Origin of the sequence: Mesorhizobium sp. M1273 (assembly GCF_040318195.1) — a bacterium.
In the GTDB taxonomy this organism is placed as follows: Bacteria; Pseudomonadota; Alphaproteobacteria; order Rhizobiales; family Rhizobiaceae; genus Mesorhizobium.
Window position 1 is genome coordinate 1 of the sequence record NZ_JAMYLV010000001.1, and the last position, 17,089, is coordinate 17,089.

At 62.4% G+C, this 17,089-nt stretch carries 9 protein-coding genes; all 9 read left to right on the forward strand.

Annotated elements, in window-relative coordinates; all coding sequences use genetic code 11:
- Window positions 1-1,142 precede the first annotated feature (1,142 nt).
- Window positions 1,143-1,352, forward strand: a complete 210-nt coding sequence (locus NKH30_RS00005; RefSeq protein ID WP_352993700.1) for a hypothetical protein — start codon at window positions 1,143-1,145, stop codon at window positions 1,350-1,352.
- An 80-nt stretch (window positions 1,353-1,432) separates the two neighbouring features.
- Window positions 1,433-1,987, forward strand: a complete 555-nt coding sequence (locus tag NKH30_RS00010) for an Lcl domain-containing protein (RefSeq protein ID WP_352993703.1) — start codon at window positions 1,433-1,435, stop codon at window positions 1,985-1,987.
- 374 nt (window positions 1,988-2,361) lie between these two features.
- The gene (locus NKH30_RS00015) at window positions 2,362-3,492 is read left to right on the forward strand and encodes a hypothetical protein (RefSeq protein WP_352502898.1); all 1,131 of its coding nucleotides are present in this window, start codon (window positions 2,362-2,364) and stop codon (window positions 3,490-3,492) included.
- Entirely contained in the window at window positions 3,489-4,817 is a 1,329-nt protein-coding gene (locus NKH30_RS00020) for a hypothetical protein (RefSeq protein WP_352993706.1), read from the forward strand. Before NKH30_RS00015 ends, NKH30_RS00020 begins: the two co-directional genes overlap by 4 nt.
- Entirely contained in the window at window positions 4,814-8,662 is a 3,849-nt protein-coding gene (locus NKH30_RS00025) for a coiled-coil domain-containing protein (RefSeq protein WP_352993709.1), read from the forward strand. Before NKH30_RS00020 ends, NKH30_RS00025 begins: the two co-directional genes overlap by 4 nt.
- Window positions 8,659-9,999, forward strand: coding sequence for a hypothetical protein (locus NKH30_RS00030; RefSeq protein WP_352993712.1), 1,341 nt, complete (start codon window positions 8,659-8,661; stop codon window positions 9,997-9,999). The genes NKH30_RS00025 and NKH30_RS00030 overlap by 4 nt, the downstream gene beginning before the upstream one ends.
- Window positions 9,996-12,041, forward strand: coding sequence for a hypothetical protein (locus tag NKH30_RS00035; RefSeq protein WP_352612577.1), 2,046 nt, complete (start codon window positions 9,996-9,998; stop codon window positions 12,039-12,041). The genes NKH30_RS00030 and NKH30_RS00035 overlap by 4 nt, the downstream gene beginning before the upstream one ends.
- Window positions 12,042-12,060: 19 nt before the next feature.
- Entirely contained in the window at window positions 12,061-14,178 is a 2,118-nt protein-coding gene (locus NKH30_RS00040) for an RICIN domain-containing protein (protein WP_352470513.1), read from the forward strand.
- A gap of 65 nt (window positions 14,179-14,243) precedes the next feature.
- Complete coding sequence (locus tag NKH30_RS00045) at window positions 14,244-17,081, forward strand: leucine-rich repeat domain-containing protein (RefSeq protein WP_352993715.1); 2,838 nt, start codon at window positions 14,244-14,246, stop codon at window positions 17,079-17,081.
- Window positions 17,082-17,089 lie beyond the last annotated feature (8 nt).

Genomic DNA, 17,089 nt, shown 5'->3' on the forward strand with positions numbered 1-17,089 from the left:
GCAGCGGCCTTGTTCATTGCATGTCCTCAAACCTGCACGGCAGATGATCGGATCATACGCGGCAAGATGAAAGATGGTTACAGCTATTTTCTACTGATATGTTTAAGTCCAAGGATCGGACAGAGACGGCGGCTGCGTGTCATGTGATTTCGGGACCTGGTGAAGTATCCGCGTTACCTACGCGCCCGGCAATTGGATGGGATTGCGCGGGAGAACGTCAACTTTCCAAGCCCGAGCGGCAAATGGCATCCGATCACCAGTTGTTCGCCAACGGGCAGGCGGCCAACCAGAAAGTCATCGAAGCCGACTATATGAGGCAGATGGCCTGTACCCAAGGGTCCTAATGGCCGAGGGGCCGGGACGCTTCGTCTTCGCCGATCCTGCCTGCCGCACGAGGCCGGAGATCGGGATAGGAACCCCTCGCGGCGCCGCCTCTCCCACACCACCCGGCATACGGATCACGTATCACGGCGGTTCGACCGGATTAAGCTTGGACAGAGACATAGAGACGGGGGAGACCGAGCGACTCGAAGTGTTGGTTGGGCAGGGCCTGTTGGACTGCCGGGTGTCCTGACATGCGCCAGAATCCCGTCGGTGAACCGGCAGCAACCGCGGCCCGGAGCTTTGGCACGCCACGACGGCGCAACTCCTTGTAGCGGTTGTGGCCGTTCCCCATTGCCGCCAAAGATACCTACGCAATCTTCGGCGGGTCCACGCTTCCAAGTTGGTAAGCACCCGCGGGGTCTGGCCTGCAGCGGTCATTCTGCTGCTTCCTGGTGTCAGGGAAACGCATAGTTTCGCATCGATCGGTGATGTGAAGCCCGACGCGCTGTTGCCGCTTTGACGCCTGCGCATCGTCCTATCGATCAGACAAGTGTCCACACGACGTAACCGGTAGCCAGTGGGTGAGGATGTCTTCGTTCACATAGGGCGTGGCCACCGTTGTCGTTCAACTATGTCAACCTTACCCCTGTAGACTTGAGACACGCGCCCTCTGCGTTGGAAAGCCATTTCCCGCTACCGCATCGCAGACTGGCCCAGCTTGATCTCAACCCTCATGCTCGCTTCCCGATCGAGATGGTCGCTCGCGTCATCAAGCTTTGTTGAATCTCGCCATCGCATGTTGCGCGGATGTGACCATTGTGAAGACCAACATCGAAAGCTTGGTCATCGGTCCGAAGATACGGACGCGTGCGGTCGAGCTTGTTCTCTGGCTCGACGGCGCAGAAACGGCCGAGGATTACTTCCAGACCAGAATTGATCGTTCGGTGTTCGGCTCGAGGATTGCTGCACGCACACACTTCGTCGGACCAAGGCCCTCGATCATCTACAAGGCAACCAGGGAAGTGTAGGAACTTTCAATTGTTCGCCGGTTCAAGTACGTTTATTCGATTGCCATGTCGAACGCGCGGCCAAGGAGGAGGAGGAAGGCATGCTTCGGATCGCCACTCTTGCGGCTTTCAGCATAGGGCTTGCCGTTTTCGCAACCATATCAGCGTCACAATCCCAAGCCGCACCTTGCGGTATCGTGCACAAGCAAGCCCGCCAGCCGCTGAGTGATCAAAATTTCTGGTTGCTCGCTGAACATGACGGCAAAGCTTTCGTCGACCAACGCACTTGCCTCGTTGCCCGGCTAGACAGGCTTGATCAACCCGCAACGCTGAGCGATGCGATGAGGTACTGCGCTACGCTCGGGCAAGGTGGGCCGTACGGCGACATGGGCTGGCAGCTTCCAACGATGGCGGAACTGACGAGCCTCGATTCGGCAGACTGGCCAAGGCAGCGCGAGGCCTTCGCGCAATACAAGCTGCCGCCGCTCGCACGTAGCGAAACCGAATACTGGACCCGCACTGAATGGCCGGGCCTGGCAGGGTCCTTTGCGGTCGTTGCGTTCAGTGCCCCTACCACTCTGGTGCGTCCGCTTGAAGCGTCCAAGAAGGCAGGCGTATGGTGCGTTTTTGGGGCGCCCGCCACGGGCTTGGATTAGCTGCCTGGCAGGCCGCGCAGATTGGTTGAGGTTAGGGCCCAAGGCCAGATCGTGACCTCCCGCATTCGAACCGTGGGCGCCGAACGATGCTTGGACGGGGCCAAGAGAGCGGAAAAGACAACTCTTTACGATGCGTTAACTGCATCAACACTTAGGCACGCATTTCCGTAACGGAATGCAAAAAGCCACGTGTATCGACAGACAAACCGTTCTATCTTACTTTAGCAGTGCATTTTAAAGCGAAGCTGAATTTGAATTGGCCACGCCTTCGGCGGCCAATTTCCGCTGTAGCGAACAAATACCAAAAGTAGCCTGCTAGCATATTGCCAGTAAAGAGCAATGAGGCCGCCGTTTCGACGGTGGGGGAGGCTTTTGTGCATTTTCCTTTGGTCGTTATGTTGAAGAGGTACATCTTCAATCGAGCGATCATCGTCGCGGCGTTTCTTGTGCACGGCGAAGGAATTGACCCCGCTGCAGCCCAGCAAATCTGCGGCCCCGCGCTATCGCAGTGCGACCTGCAGACCGACCCCGCATGCCTTGAACGCACCTATGCGTGCGGTGAATACGATACCGTTATCCAGTCGCTCTTCGTCGAGCGGTTCGAACCGACGCCCGACCAGAAATACTTCGTCGGCGCCTCATTCTACGGCCGCCACATTCGCGAACGTGCCGCCGGCGTGCAGTGCGAGATGGTGAAGTTCGCGCGCGAATACCTGACCGACTATCTGTCCGGCGTCGAGACCGAGTTCACCACCAGCGGCTCCTTCGGCACGGTGCGACAAATGGATCAAATCTATCATGCCGCGCAGATGCTGACCGACCTCGGCAGCGTAACCGGTTGCCCGGAATCGGCACTCACACGCGCCGCCGTCGAGGACATCGCCCGCAGTGAGGCCGTACGCTATGCGCGCTCGGTGTTCCTGCAGCCGCCGCCGGAAGCCCGTTCCTCGTTCGAAACGCTGCAAGGCGCGCTGAGTGGCTTCGTCAGTCGGGCGTCAGACCTCGAAACGGGCATCGCGCTGCGCCGCGTCGAGATTAAGTCGGCCGACACGCACTTGAAGGCGATCCGCGCCATTTTCGCGGAGATCTTCGGACCGGTGAGCGGTGCGGGCGCGACGCTGGTCGCCAACACCTCAATCCTCGACGGGTTGGCAGCGAAGACGACGCAGATGCTGCGCTCCGTCGAAGTTTCGGAGGAAGAGTTCAAGCGGGCGCTCGGCAACGTAACGCCTGAGCAATACGCCAATCTTAATCGCAAGACCGTCGCTAGCGCTGAGGACTTTCTCAAAGTCTCCGCCTTCCACATCAATATGATCGGGGTGCTGCTCCCGACCGATCCGGCAAAGCCCTTCTGGCGACTGGATGCCGAGGTTCATGCCGACAACGCGGCACAGGGCGCATTCAATGATCTCACCAAGATTAAGGCGGACTGGAAGGCGCACGGCGCTGCGACCGGCATCTGCGCCCAGGCAGGCGCAGCCGACAGGGTGTGGTACTGCCGATGACAAGCTTCCGAGACACCGTGTTATTCGTCATCGTCAGTTGCGTGTTGGCCAGCGAAGCCGGCGGCGCATCGATTCTGGAGCGCGCTTACACATCGGAAAAACTTGACGGCTTCTGGAACGCCACGCTCTCGAACGCGACGCCCGAAACGACCCGGTTCAGCTTGCTCGCCCCCGGCCCCGTCGCCGTCGAACCGAGTCACGAGGCGACGCAGCCCGATTTCGGCCTGCCCTTCGCCGGCGAGGTGATCGGCGAGGCATCTGCCCCCTCGGGCGGCAGCCGCAGCGTCGGCTTTCCGGTCATCCCGCTTTCGGCCGACGACGCCTCGGTGCTGATGCGCCGCCTCGCCTGGGCGGAGATCTATCTCAGCCGCTACCGCTTCTTCGCCCCGGTCTCGACCGATAACGCTGAAGAACTCGCCGCCCTCGTCGGGCGACAATACGCAGCCGCGATCGAGGCTTACCTGATCACCGGGCGGCTTTACTTTTCCGGGGCCGACTTGCAGGAGAAATGCCGGCATCTGACGCGTATGAACGAGATCGATGCTGGACCTTTGTCGGGCGCAAGCGCGGATGCGCTGCCTGCTGCCTGGCGCCCGCTATTCCCGATCGTTGGGGCGGTGCGTGCACGGCTCGGCTCGGACGCGCTGGCAAAGCTGGTCTGTTCGGCCAAGCCAGTGCGTGGGCGGGCCGAGACGACCGGCCTCATCGAGACGCGGGTGCGCGAACAGATCGTCAAGGCGGTCAGGACGAAGGTCGACGACACGCTCAACCTGATGAACGCCGCTTCGACCCAATATCAGTCGCTGGTCAACGAGATGGACGTGACGATCAAGTCGGCCGAGGTGATGGAGTTGGAGCGAGTACTCGGCAACGCTCAGGCCAACATGGTGCTCGTCAAGGAGGACCAGCTGAAAGCAGCCGAGACGATCGCCACGCTGCAGGCCGTCGATCTCTCCAGCCTCAACCAGCCGGATTCGCTGAAGGAGTTCGAGGACGGTAAGGCAAGGATGGCACAGATCGTCGGACAAATCGAAGGGGTGATGACGGCTCTGTCCGGCCTCGCGCATGTCGTCGACGATCCGACGATCACGTCAGAGCTTTCTTCCTGCGCAGGACTGGCCGGCGCGTATTCGACGCTCGACCTCACGCTGGACACCGGCGCGCTGACTGCGAAGATCAATGGGCCCTACGAAGACTGCATCAATCATGCCCGGGCGGTGGTCGGGCGGTTCCAGAATCCTTCGCTTTCCAAGGCGCAGATGGCCGAACTTGCCCGGCACGTGCGCCAGATTTCCGAGGTTCTTCTGACGACGGGGCAGCCATGAGACGGTTTTTCCTGCTTTGCGGACTGGTTGCCGGCGTCGTCTTCGGCGCTGCGGGAATGGCGCGCGCGCAGGACTGCATGGCGCTCGACGTCGACGCGGCGGCCGGCCATGCCGGCGAGCTGACGACCCTGCTGAAGATCGCTAATTTCCGCGCCGACGTAAAATATATGGGTGAAGTCGCCACCGAACTCGAACAGTTCCTGACGACCTGCGGCGACGAGGCGACCGGACGGCTGGCGATCGTGTGCGATTTCGACTGCCATCTGCAACTCGGGCGCTACCGCCTGTTCCTCGCGGCCGACATGCCCTTCCTGTCGTCGGCGAGCGGTGTCAGCCGAAACGATACGCCGGTTTCGCCGCAGGCGGCGCAGGAATTCGGCCGGCAAGGCATCGAGATCGTCGACAGGGGTCTTCGCATTCTCGCGCGGCAACAAGGCAACGACCAGGGAGCCGCGGCGGGAGCGGATGCGAGTTACCGCAGCTTCGTGCGGCAGTTGACGGCGCTGTCCTCGCTGAAGATCCAGTTGCTTATGAACACCGGCGACGTCTGGTACCAGACCCTCTCGGAGGCGCGCGTCAAGGCGCTCGACTTCCTGGTCTACGATACGTTGGGCGCTGTCGGAGGCGCCGGCCTCGACAGCCAACCCAACCTCTCCAAGGCCTACACCAATTACGAGGCCGCAATGTGGGTGCTGGTCGAGACGCAGATGGATATTCCGGGCGAGTCCACCTACGACGACTTGCGCGCCGACCTGCTGCTGCAGCACAGCGACCTCGATGCCCGCATGGACAGCGTGCACAAGGGTTTCCTGTTCCTCAACATCGACCCCATGCAGTTCACCACGATCCCGTTCGAAGAACTGCAGCAGGCCCTGGCCGAAAGCGAACAGCGACTGACCGAGGTCGAGCGCAATGTCGAGGCGCTGGTTGAGCGGTGGTACGCGAACAAGGAAGGCCAAGCGACCCGCGCGATCGATGAGGAGCGGACGATCCGCAGCCAGGAAGTCAACCTGATCGCCCACAAAATCGGCAAGCTGGAGCACGAGGCGCAGACCTTCGCCACCACCGTCCAGCAAGAGATCAACGCGGTCGACGCCGAGAAGGACACGTTCGGCTATCGCCAGCAGATCAGGTCGCTGGAGATCGAGCTCGGCACCAAGATCGCCGAGTTCGAGAACCAGCGCCGTCAGATCAGTGACAGGCAGGAACTCGATCTCATCGTCCTCTCCAAGGAGGCCGAAGTCGAGCGGCGCAACGAACTGCGCTGGCTGCTGAATTGGGAAATGACTCAGATGAACCTCGATCTGCAGATTTCCTCGCTCGAGAGCCAGATCACCGAATATGCCCGCCAGACCGAGCGCAACGCCAACCAGCTCGAACAGGCGGTTCGCCAGCGGCAGATCCTCCAAACCCAGATCACCAACAACCAGGGTGCGATTGCCCGCGCCAACGACGCAATCACCGAACTGCAACTGCGCCAGACCGATCTCTATCAGCGCCGCCGGGCCGTCGACCGCGAACAGCTTTGCGGCATCGAGAACCAGCTCGCCCTGATCGGAGAGGCGCCGGCCCATCCATTCACCCCGCTGCTTGCGGGCGAACAGCCGTGCCAGACAGTGACGCCGGCCTTCACGCGCAACCAGTATGTCGCCCAGATGTGCGGCCCTGATGGACAGTCGGGCCTCAGGGCTCAGCTCTTGGCCACACAGACCCAGGCCAGGGCTTTCCTGATGAAGTGCGTCATCGGTGACGCCGATTTCGCCGACGTCGAGCCGCTGATGTCCGACCAGCAGATGATCACGTCGAACGTCTCGCTGCCGCAGGAACTGGCGAACGTCAGTTGCGGCTCGTTCACACAGACGGAAACCGACTTCGCCAAGAAGCTCTATGAAGCCGAGCGTGACGCCTATGCCAAGAAAAAGGCGGACCTTGAGGAAGCCCGCGACCAGGTCGACGGCCAGTTGACCGAAGTGATCGCCTGGTTCGCTGCGTTCAACGGCACGACGCAGGCCGCGCAGATCACGCTCACCGCCATCCAGGCCGCCTACGCGATCTCCGCGGCGATACCCGAGGTCAACGTCTGCGCCTGCGGGCTCGCCAGCGGCGCGGCGACCAAGATCGACACCTCCAAGGTCGTCAAGGCGTCGCTCGAAGCGGCACAGTCGATCTTGTCGACGATCATCGCGACCGGGCGGGTGACGCAGGAGAACATCAACCAGATCAACGGCCTGCAGCAGCGGATCACGCAGCTGCGCCAAGCGAATGAGGAACTCGACCTCGACAAGGCGCTCAAGGCCCGGGCGCTGATCGACACGCATTTCCAACTCGCCGGCCGGCTGGCGCAAGGGGCCGAAGAGATCAAGGAGCTGACCCTGCAGGGCTCGATGGCGGCGGTCGACTGCCAGAGCCAGGATCTCGGCATCGACGAACAGGTGGCGCGGCTCACGTCCGACCATGAACGAATACTTGCCGGACTCGATCTTCAGGCGCGCGAAAACGACATGCTCAGTTTCCAGATCACCGACCAGCAGCGCACGATCGACCGGCTGACCAATGAGATCGCGATCCTCAATCTCGAACTCGACAAGCTGTCCTTGTCGGAAGCTCAGCTCAACGAGGACAATGCACGTGTTGCCGAACTGGTCGCGGCAACCAACGGCCGCATCGAGCGCGTTCGCGCTGCGCAGACGACCGTTACCGGCCTCGCCGAGAAATCAAATGCCTCGACCAACCTGATCAACGAACTACGCGACAGGCAGAGGGACAAGATGCTGGCACTGAACGATGCCGAACTCGCCTTCGTCGAGCAGCGCATCACGCAGTCGCGCGGCAACACCGAGGAACTCGTCGCGGGCCTGAACCAGGCCAAGGATCTCGGTCTCAAGAGCCGCGCGCTCCAGGACAGCATCCTGAAGTTCCAGGGCAATATTCAGGCGGAGGTGACAAAGCAGCAAGAAGACATGACCAAGCTCGTTACCCAAATCGACGATCCGGCGACGGGCAAGAATCTGTTCATCGCGACCCAGGACACCGTAGCCGACCTGATGAAGGGCATTCCCGAATATCTGGTGACCAAGCGGCGCGTGCTTGAGACCGCCAACCGACTGATGCACCTGATGCGCCGCCGCTTTGAAGTGGTGCAGGCCTTCACCGGCGAGGCCGCGACTGTGCCCGAGGTCTATGTGCGCAACGCAACCCAGCTGCAGGCAATGATCGACGACATTGTCGCCAAGCGCTTTTTCGACGAGCGGCAGATCAATATCGATGTCGCCCAGATCGTAGTGCCCGCCAATTCCGGTTTCGCCCGCAAGCTGGCGCTCGACGAGAATGTCGAGTTCGAGGTTTCGCCCTTCGCATCGACCGACGGGCTGATGAAAGCGAACGGCTATTTCGCGCTATGGGCGCCCAACAAATTCCGCGACCGCAAGAATCTGACACTGATCGATGTCTTCGTCGGCACCGACTACCAGTGCACTGGCGCGCAGTGGAACCGCTTCGCCTTGCAACACCGCGGCAGCGGCTTCGTGTTCAAGCCGCTGACCAAGGGGTCGAACGAGGTCCGCGCCGACATTTCGGTCGGGCCGGAGCGGGTCGCCTTGCAGACCTTTTTCAACCAAGCCGACAGCGGCGACGAGATCAGCCGGATCATCCGCTATTGGGTTCAGGATCGCTACCAGGCGCGCAAGTTCCCCCGCGCACCCGGACCGTCGAACGACACCAGCCTGATCCTGCCCTATCTCGGCGCGCCGCTGATCGGCTCATACCGGCTGTCGCTGCAGCCGAGCGACTGCCCCTTCGACGGCGCTGTGTTCACCCTCTATTTCATCTTCGCGAGCGCGCCATGAGAGCGATCATCGCCACAGCGGCGCTCGGCATGGCGCTTGGCGCGACGGGAGCGGCCGCGCGCGACCTCTTCGTCGACAATCTTGCCGGCTATAGCATCGAATCGCGTGTTCTCGACGCTCCAAACTGCGAGGGGCCGGCCATTCCGGACGGCACGCTGAAAACCTTCGAGCAAGGCCTCTGCGTCTTCCACCGCCCGGCCCGCAGTCCCGAAGACAGCCAACGCGCCGCCAATCTAATGCGGGAGGCGCAGACACGCGGACTGCCGCCCGTCCACCAGCAGCTTGCCGGGCTGATTTCAGGTCTGGCGACCTGCGCCGAGGCGACGCGTCACCTCGACGCCTACCGCGCTTCGGGGAACCAGAGCCGGATGGAGCAGACGCTGTTCTGCCGCGACCGGCGGCACAGCCAGGCTGACTTGAATGCTATCGAATGGAATCATGCGCTGTTCGAGTATGCCGACGGGCTCGCTTCGAACCGAACGCTCGATCAGAGACTGGCGGAGATGAGCTCCTGCCAGGCCGGGCCCTTGAGCGCCGATTTCGACGCCCAGTGCGGCCTGATCTCCAATCTGTCCGACACCGAGATCAATGCCTTCGCCGACGGAGCGGCCGGCAAGGTGATCGAAAACTACTTCGCCAGCGTCGAGAGCCCGATTACGGCGATGTTTTCCCGCAAGCTGAAGCGTGCCGAGGGTCTGGTGCAGAGTTCGCGCGCCGGCATCGACGGTATCAAGGCGGGCGCCGACGCGGTGAACAAGGAATACGCTGCGCTAAACCAGGTTTACGAGGCGGCGCGCGACACCAAGATGGGGCCGATCTACAACGCCTACCGCCAAGCGATCCTGAGGGCGACCTCGATCCTCGACGAGTTCGACCGCTGGAAAGGCGGCCTGTTCATAACCTCGGAAAACATCAACCTGATGCCGAAGATCACCGAACGGTCGGGCGAGATCGCGGGCGAGAAAACTCGCGTCGAAGGCCTAGCATTCGCAGCCAAGGCGAGCGGCCTGATCACCGACATCAAGCGAATCATCAATGCCGACGCCGAGAACCGCGCCGCAGTCGCCGCGCTTTGCCGCATCTACTTCTGCGAACTGACCAACCGCCGGGCAATGGCCGACGTCATCCGCACCTGCCGTCGGCCGGCGCTCGCCAACAATCCGCTGTGCATCGGCCAGAACGGGCAGATGAGCAATGGAACTCTCAAGGTCGATTTCCAGGGGCCGCACTCGATCTCGGTCAAGGAGCTGTGCCAGTCGGCCGGCCTCGATCCGTTGATGACCGAAGTCAATATGGAGCCCACCCGTGCGGCAAGCTGCCTGAGCGAACTGAGATGAGACAGGCGGCCGCATTGCTCACCCTGTTTCTCGCCAGCACTTCGGTGGCCCCCGCCGAGCCGCAGCTTGACGCTTTCGTCACCGATCAGAACAAGGACGTCTATGTCGCGCTTTTCGACGGCAAGGCGGTGGAGCTTGCCGGCTGCGCCAGCGCCGGCCAGGCGAAGCGGCTGCTGCACCTGCCTGACACCGCTATCGTCTCGGAGGCAACGTTCGCCAAGCTTCAGACCGAAAACGGCTTCGGCGCGCAGCCGCGCTTGCCATGCCCCGGCACGGCCTTCGATATCGACTGGCCGGCGACGACCGCCATCTGGGCCGATGTCGAGGCATCGGGCAACTACTATCTCCCCGCCGTCTCGGGCAGCGGTTATTTCGCCGTCCCCGCCGCCTGCGCGGAGATCAAGGCAGCGCTCGCCATCCGCGAGCGGTTGCAACTCCCTGGCGTACTGCAGGGCTTCGTCGCGCCGCCCGATGTCGGGACACCCTTCGTGTTCGATTGCGGGCGCGCCGATCTTGGCGGCACATCGAATGTAGCGGTGGCGAGTGCGGCGCGCTGGAGTCTGCACCGGTTTGAAACCTTCCTCAGCGCCGAAAGCATTGGCGACACGATCTATGTCGTGCGCTACGCGCCGCCGGGCGAAGGTGCGCAGCCCTCCTACCTGCCGATTGTGCGCCTTGACGGCAAGGCGACGCGCGACATCATTGCCGATGCAGCCGGAGCGGAAGCGGCGGAGAAGAAGCTGCGATCATTCTTCGGCATCGCTGAGGCCGAGGCCGTAACCCTGCTCGGCGCCGACGCGGTGGCGGCGCTTCGTTCGGCGCCCTTCGTCGACCTGTGTCTGTCGAATTGCGATGGCTATCAGCGCGAGCACTCGACCTTCGCGCAGCCGGGTATCGACCTCGGCCTGACGCCGCTGTCAGCCGGCCTGTCCATCACCTCGCTTGACTCCCTCGGCAATGCGCGGCTGGATTGGATCTTCGCGGAGGGGCGAAGCCTGTCATTTACGGGTTGCCCGCGTCTGACGTTGGCGCTCGGCCTCTCCGCCCCCGGCATTGGCGACTGGATGGGCGAGACGGATCGCGCGCTGACAGCCGCTCCGGCGCCGGGTACCGGGTTCGACTGTCGGGGTTCGGCCGGCGATACGTGCCTTCGCCGCATCAATGATGGCGGCACGCTGACGCTGGCGCAATTCTCTGCCGAGGGCGATTGCGCCGGGCGGGCGAATCTCAGGCTCGAACTGCCCGCATCGGTCCAGATGCCGCAGACGCTAATCCTGAAGGGATTGCCGTTCAAGACCGTGCACATGGCGCCGGCCCCCGGCGTTGCCCGCACGCGGCTCGTCGGCACCGCCAACCGAGTGCCTGCCGGCACGTCGTCATGCATCCTGTCAGCCACAGGCGTGATCATCGTCGCCGATGGATTGCCGCGGCTCGAACTCGAGCGGATCGATCTGGCGCGGGCAGCCGCTCAAACGACCGACGAGGTCGTCGCCGTGATCGCGCAGAATGGCGCGGTCGCGCTCGACGATGTGACTATCGGCACCGTGGCGGACGGACTGTCGCCGATCGCGCGGGGCGCGTCGCTGTGCCTGGCGGACCTTTATGCGCGCGGGCTCAGGGTCGAAGCAGACATGCTGGCGATCCAAGGCGTTCGGGCACGGCTGCTGATCTCGGCCCAAGCGCCTGCCCGCTCCAGCATTGTGCGCGCACGCTTCGGCGCGGTGCTCACCTCCGACAGCCTGATGCGGATGGCCTTCACCGACATCGCCGCCGCTAATCCGCTAGTTCTGCGCGGCGCGGTCGTGGCGGGTCGCTCGGACGGGCTCGCGCCCATGGCCGCTGGCCTTACGGTCGGCTCCGCCATCCAGCTCGAGCGCGGTTCGTCGGCGAATTTCACCACCTCGACGGTGTCCGGCTTCCGCTGCGCGGTCAGTTTCGCCGACAGCGCCTCCAGCGCCAGTTTCCTGCTGCCGGGCAACGACATTGCACACGACAATACCAGCCGGGCCTGCGGGCCAGGCCGCTTCAGCCTGGTCGAATAGAGCGGAAAGGAGAAACCAGATGACCCGCATAGCCCGATCGCTGCTCCTGCTGGCGCTGCTTGCGGTGATCGGCGCCGGTCGGGCCCGAGCCGAGGAACCGAAGCTCGTTCTGTTGGAGGACCCGACGCTGAACGCCACTCGCTTGCACTATCCCCTGCTCATCTCCGAAGGACGCGGCTACCGCATTCGCTGCAGTGTTCAGGCGGACGAGGAAGCAGTGATCCGCGGACTGGGCTTAGTAACCGTCCCGTCGCAAATGCTGAGCGCCGTCGACAATGCGGTCATCGCGGCCGACCCAGCCGCCAATCCGCTGTTGTGCCCATCCGACGAGCACTACCCGATCAAGGTCTTTGCGCATGATAGCGGCAGCGGGCTCGTCTACTACCTGCAGTTCCCGACCGATTTCGGGTCAACATCCTTTTCCGACCAACTCTACATTCCCGGCTGCGCGCCGTTGGTCGAAGGGTTAAAGCTCAAGCTCAATCAGGCGATCGAGGCCGACCCTACCCCTTTCTTTGCCGGAAAGGTCCATACCATCGCATGCCTGGCGGGCCCGCCGCTTGTCGGACGGCCGACGACCTTTGCCAGTTGGTGCATCAAGAACGACCTTGATCCTGCCCAGCAGACGACGGTCGAGGAGCTGCTCGAGCTGACACCCGGCGGTGCCTCCGCGTTGGGCAATCCGGCGGCGTGCGCAAGCGCGCAGGACTTTCTCGCGTCGAGCACGACGCTCGACCTTGCCGGGCGACGGCTGACAAATCTCGAGCCGCTGGCGACACTTACCCATCTGACGCGCCTGACCTTGTCCGGCAATGAAATAGCCGACACGCGCGATCTGGAAAAGCTGACCAAGCTTACCTTTCTCGATCTGTCGCGAAACAGGATCAGCAACATCAACGTGACTGGCGTGATGAAGGATCTGGCCGACGCCGACCTCAGTTCCAACCAGATCGCCGACCTGCGGCCGCTCGCCTCGGCGCGGGCGCTGACGCGACTGGTTCTGGCCAGCAACAAGATCGCCGACGTGTCGCCGCTGCGGTTTCTGCAAGAGCTCACGGCGCTCGACCTGTCGAAAAACCGCGTCACGGATGCGCGCGCCTTGATGGGCCTTACCGAACTCACCTCTCTTAACCTGCGCGCGAACCGTCTGGCCACGGTGCAGTCCGTCAGCGCCATCCTGCCATTCAAGCCTTCGCTGGACGGCAATCCGGTCTGCATCAGTCGACCGGAGCAATCGACCGCGGCCACCGGGAAAATTTTCGAAGCCTGCATCACGGCGATCAAGGAGGGAGACGTGGTGCTGGCAAACATGCAGACCGGCAAATGCCTGGCAGTTTCCGAGGGGCGCCTCGACAACAACGCGCCGGCCGTACAGTTCAACTGCGACGGCGACCAGTGGCGCCGCTGGAAGCTGGTCGAGACGAATGACGGTTTTCAGTTACAGAACGTGCGGACCGGAAAATGCCTGACGATTGCCGGCGGTGTCAGCACCGACAACAACATCCCGGCCCTTCAATTCGACTGCGACCGAGATCCGTCGCGGCGCTGGAAGCTGACCGCAACCGGCGACGGCTTCCAGGCTGAAAACATGCAGACGAGCAAATGCCTGACCATTGCCGGCGGGGTGAGCACCGATGACAACGTCCCTGCCCTCCAATTCAACTGCGACCGCGATCCGTCGCGGTTCTGGAGCATCCGGGCGGCCGACCCGGAAGTGTTGCTGGTGAACCGGCAAACCGAAAGGTGCCTTTCGGTCGCGGAAGGACGAACCGACAACAATGCACCGACGGTGCAATTCGACTGCGACGGCAGTCAATGGCAGCGCTGGAGGCTGGTCGAGACGGGCGATGGCTTCCAGGTGGCCAACGTCCGGACAAGCAAGTGCCTGACGATTGCCGGCGGAGTCAGTACCGAAGACAACATCCCGGCCTTGCAGTTCAACTGTGACAGCGATCCTTCGCGTCGTTGGAACCTTGTCGAGACGCGCGACGGAGTTCAGGCGGAAAACGTCCAGACAGGCAAGTGCCTGATCATTGCCGGCGGGGTTAGCAACTTGAACAACATCCCAGCCCTTCAGTTCACTTGCGATCGCGAGCCGTCGAGCTTTTGGACCATCAAGACCGCGGACGAGATGTAGCGCTGCCATTGGTTCGGGCTGATTGAGCCGCATCGATCAGCCTGAGCCTCGAAAGGAGAAACCAGATGAACCGCATCGGCCAATCGCTGCTCCTTGTTCTGGTCATGCTCGTGGCCGCCGCCGCCGGCCCGGCCCGCGCGGACGAGCCGAAGGTTGTGCTGTTCGAGGATCCGGCGCTGGAGGCGAACCGGCTGCATTATCCGTTGCTTATCTCCGACGGGCGCGGCTACCGCATCCGCTGCAAGGACCAGGCGGACGAGGAAGCAGTGATCCGCGGACTTGGCTTCGCGACGGTTCCCTCGGAGGTGTTGACCGCCGTCGACAGCGCGATCGTCGCCGCGGATCCGGCCGCCAATCCGCTGCTGTGCCCCTCGGGCGAGACATACCCAATAAAGGTGTTCGCGTACGATAATGGCAGCGGCCTCATCTACTACTTGCAATTTCCCTCAGACTTCGGCGCGACGACATTTTCCGACCGGCTCTACATTCCATCCTGCGCACCGCTGGTCACCGAGTTGAAGCTCAATCTCGACCAGGCGCTGAACGCCGACCCCACGCCGTTCTTCGCCGGCAAGATCCACACCATCACGTGCCTCTCGGGCGCGCCGCCGGTCAACAAGCCGACCACCTTCGCGAAATGGTGCATCAAGGGCGACCGCACGCCGGCTGAAACGGCGACCGTGATGGCGGTGCTCGATTCAACGCCCGGCGGAGTCTCCGCGCTCGGCAACCCGGCCGCCTGCGCCACCGCACAGACCTTCCTGGAATCGATCACGACGCTGAACCTGAGCGGCAAGGGCGTGCAATCACTCGAGCCGATTGCGGTGCTGACGAACCTCACCAGCCTGTCGATCGCCGGCAACAACTCGATCGCCGAACTCGGGCCGCTGGCCAAGCTCAAGACACTGACCTTTCTTGATATTTCCGGCAATCACGTCAGCAACATCAACGCCCTGGCGCCACTGATCGCGCTGACGCGGGCCGACGTCTCCGACAACGACATCACCGACATCCGCGCGCTGTCGGCGCTCGCGTTGCTGACGAACCTCACACTCGACGACAACAAGATCGCCAGCCTTGAGCCGCTGCAATTCCTGCAGGCGCTCTCGATCCTGTCCATCGCCAACAATGGCCTCACGGGCGACATGCTCGATCCGCTCAGCGCGCTCGGCGGCCTGACCAGTCTGAACCTCGCCAACAACAAGATCGAGACCTTCGCCAATCTCGGCAGCTTCCCCTCGACGCTGGCCATCAATCTCAGCGGCAATCCAATCGTGGCGAATGGCGGGCAGAGCTTCGTTGACCTGTGCGTGCTGCACCGCGACGCGGCGACCCCGCTTGGGCAAACCATACGAGCCATGGTCGAACTGGAGGGTGGCGGGACGTGCTTGGTGGTCGGCAACAAGCTGCTGGCGACCACCGCACTCGATCTGTCGTCGAAGATCGTCAGCGACCTGCGTCCGCTCGCCACCTTACCGCAACTCACCTCGCTCAACCTGTCCAACAATGCCATCACGGACGTCTCGCCGCTTGCCGGCCTGACCAATCTCGGCACACTCAACCTGTCGAAGAATTCGATCGCCAATGTCAGACCGCTGGCAGCGCTGTCGGGCCTGATCAGTCTCGATCTTTCCGACAATCCCGTGCAAGCGAGCGACTTCCTGTCGGCATGTATGATGCGGAACCAGACCGACTTTCTAACGCCCGCGCAAACCGCGGAAGTGAACGCGCTGCTATCGATCTCGGGCAAGACTGTTTGCGGCAGAGCCTATGATGATCTCAGTTCGCGCCAGTTCGCCGATGCGAAGAACCGCGGGTTGACCAGCGTCTCGCTCTTCCCAGTGATGGGAAATCTGACCTCCATCGACCTGTCCGACAACCAATTGTCCGACGTCTCGGCGCTGTCGGCGGTACCGGGGCTGACGAAGCTTTGGATCCGCAACAACCAGATCCCCTCGATCCAGGGCATCCTCCAGCTGCGCCGCCTCGAACAACTGAACATCGACGGCAATCCCCTGTCGAACCTGATCGGCATCGGGATGCTCAACAAGCTGACAAAGCTCTATTTCTCGAACACACACGTACAATCCGTGACGCCGTTGGCGGACCTGCCGCTGCTCGAGGATGCCGGCATGCGCAATCTGCCGCTGCAATACGCCAGCTTCGCTGAATACTGCATCGTCTACCGGTTCGATTCTATTGCGCTCGGCGACGCCCGCGGCTTCATGGCGGCGCTCGACAGCCGCATGCAGGCCGACCACGTCGACAGCGCAGATTGCAGTGCAGCGCAGAACTGGGCGCAGTCACTGACCAGCCTGACTCTGAACAAGAAATCGATCATCGCCGTCAACCCCGTGGTCCATTTCCGGGCGCTGGGCGAACTTAACCTCTTCGACAATGTGATCACCGACGCGTCGCCGATCGCTTCGCTGACAGGACTTCAGAAACTGAACCTCGCCACCAACCGGCTATCCGCGATCCCGCGCTTCGGATCGAGCGGGCTCAAATACATCTACCTGAACGACAACCAGATCACCAATGTCGGCAATCTATCGAACATGCCGGCGTTGTCGGATATCGATCTGCGCAACAACCGGGTCTTCGATGCGCTGCCCCTTGGCTCGCTTCCGGCGCTGTCAGTCGTCGATCTGAGAGGCAATCGGATCGAGAACTTCGCTAGCGTCCATCCGGTGATCGGAAAGACCTATCTGGGCAACAATCCGGTCTGCTCCTTCCCGCAGCCGCTCCTCCCTCAAGTCGCCGAAGCCTGCAACCGCGAGCCGTGGCGCATCTTCGATGGAAACATTCACCTGCACGACGCGATCGCCGTCCAGCCCTCGGTCATCTGTCCGCGCCCGAACTGCTTACAGCTCATCATCGTGGGTCCGCAAATTCATCAGTAGTGCCTGCA

Bases quoted from the DNA above. Each gene is read 5' to 3' on its own strand.
- NKH30_RS00010 (WP_352993703.1), top strand. From the start codon at position 1,433: ATGCTTCGGATCGCCACTCTTGCGGCTTTCAGCATAGGGCTTGCCGTT.
- NKH30_RS00020 (WP_352993706.1), top strand. From the start codon at position 3,489: ATGACAAGCTTCCGAGACACCGTGTTATTCGTCATCGTCAGTTGCGTG.
- NKH30_RS00025 (WP_352993709.1), top strand. From the start codon at position 4,814: ATGAGACGGTTTTTCCTGCTTTGCGGACTGGTTGCCGGCGTCGTCTTC.
- NKH30_RS00030 (WP_352993712.1), top strand. From the start codon at position 8,659: ATGAGAGCGATCATCGCCACAGCGGCGCTCGGCATGGCGCTTGGCGCG.
- NKH30_RS00035 (WP_352612577.1), top strand. From the start codon at position 9,996: ATGAGACAGGCGGCCGCATTGCTCACCCTGTTTCTCGCCAGCACTTCG.
- NKH30_RS00040 (WP_352470513.1), top strand. From the start codon at position 12,061: ATGACCCGCATAGCCCGATCGCTGCTCCTGCTGGCGCTGCTTGCGGTG.
- NKH30_RS00045 (WP_352993715.1), top strand. From the start codon at position 14,244: ATGAACCGCATCGGCCAATCGCTGCTCCTTGTTCTGGTCATGCTCGTG.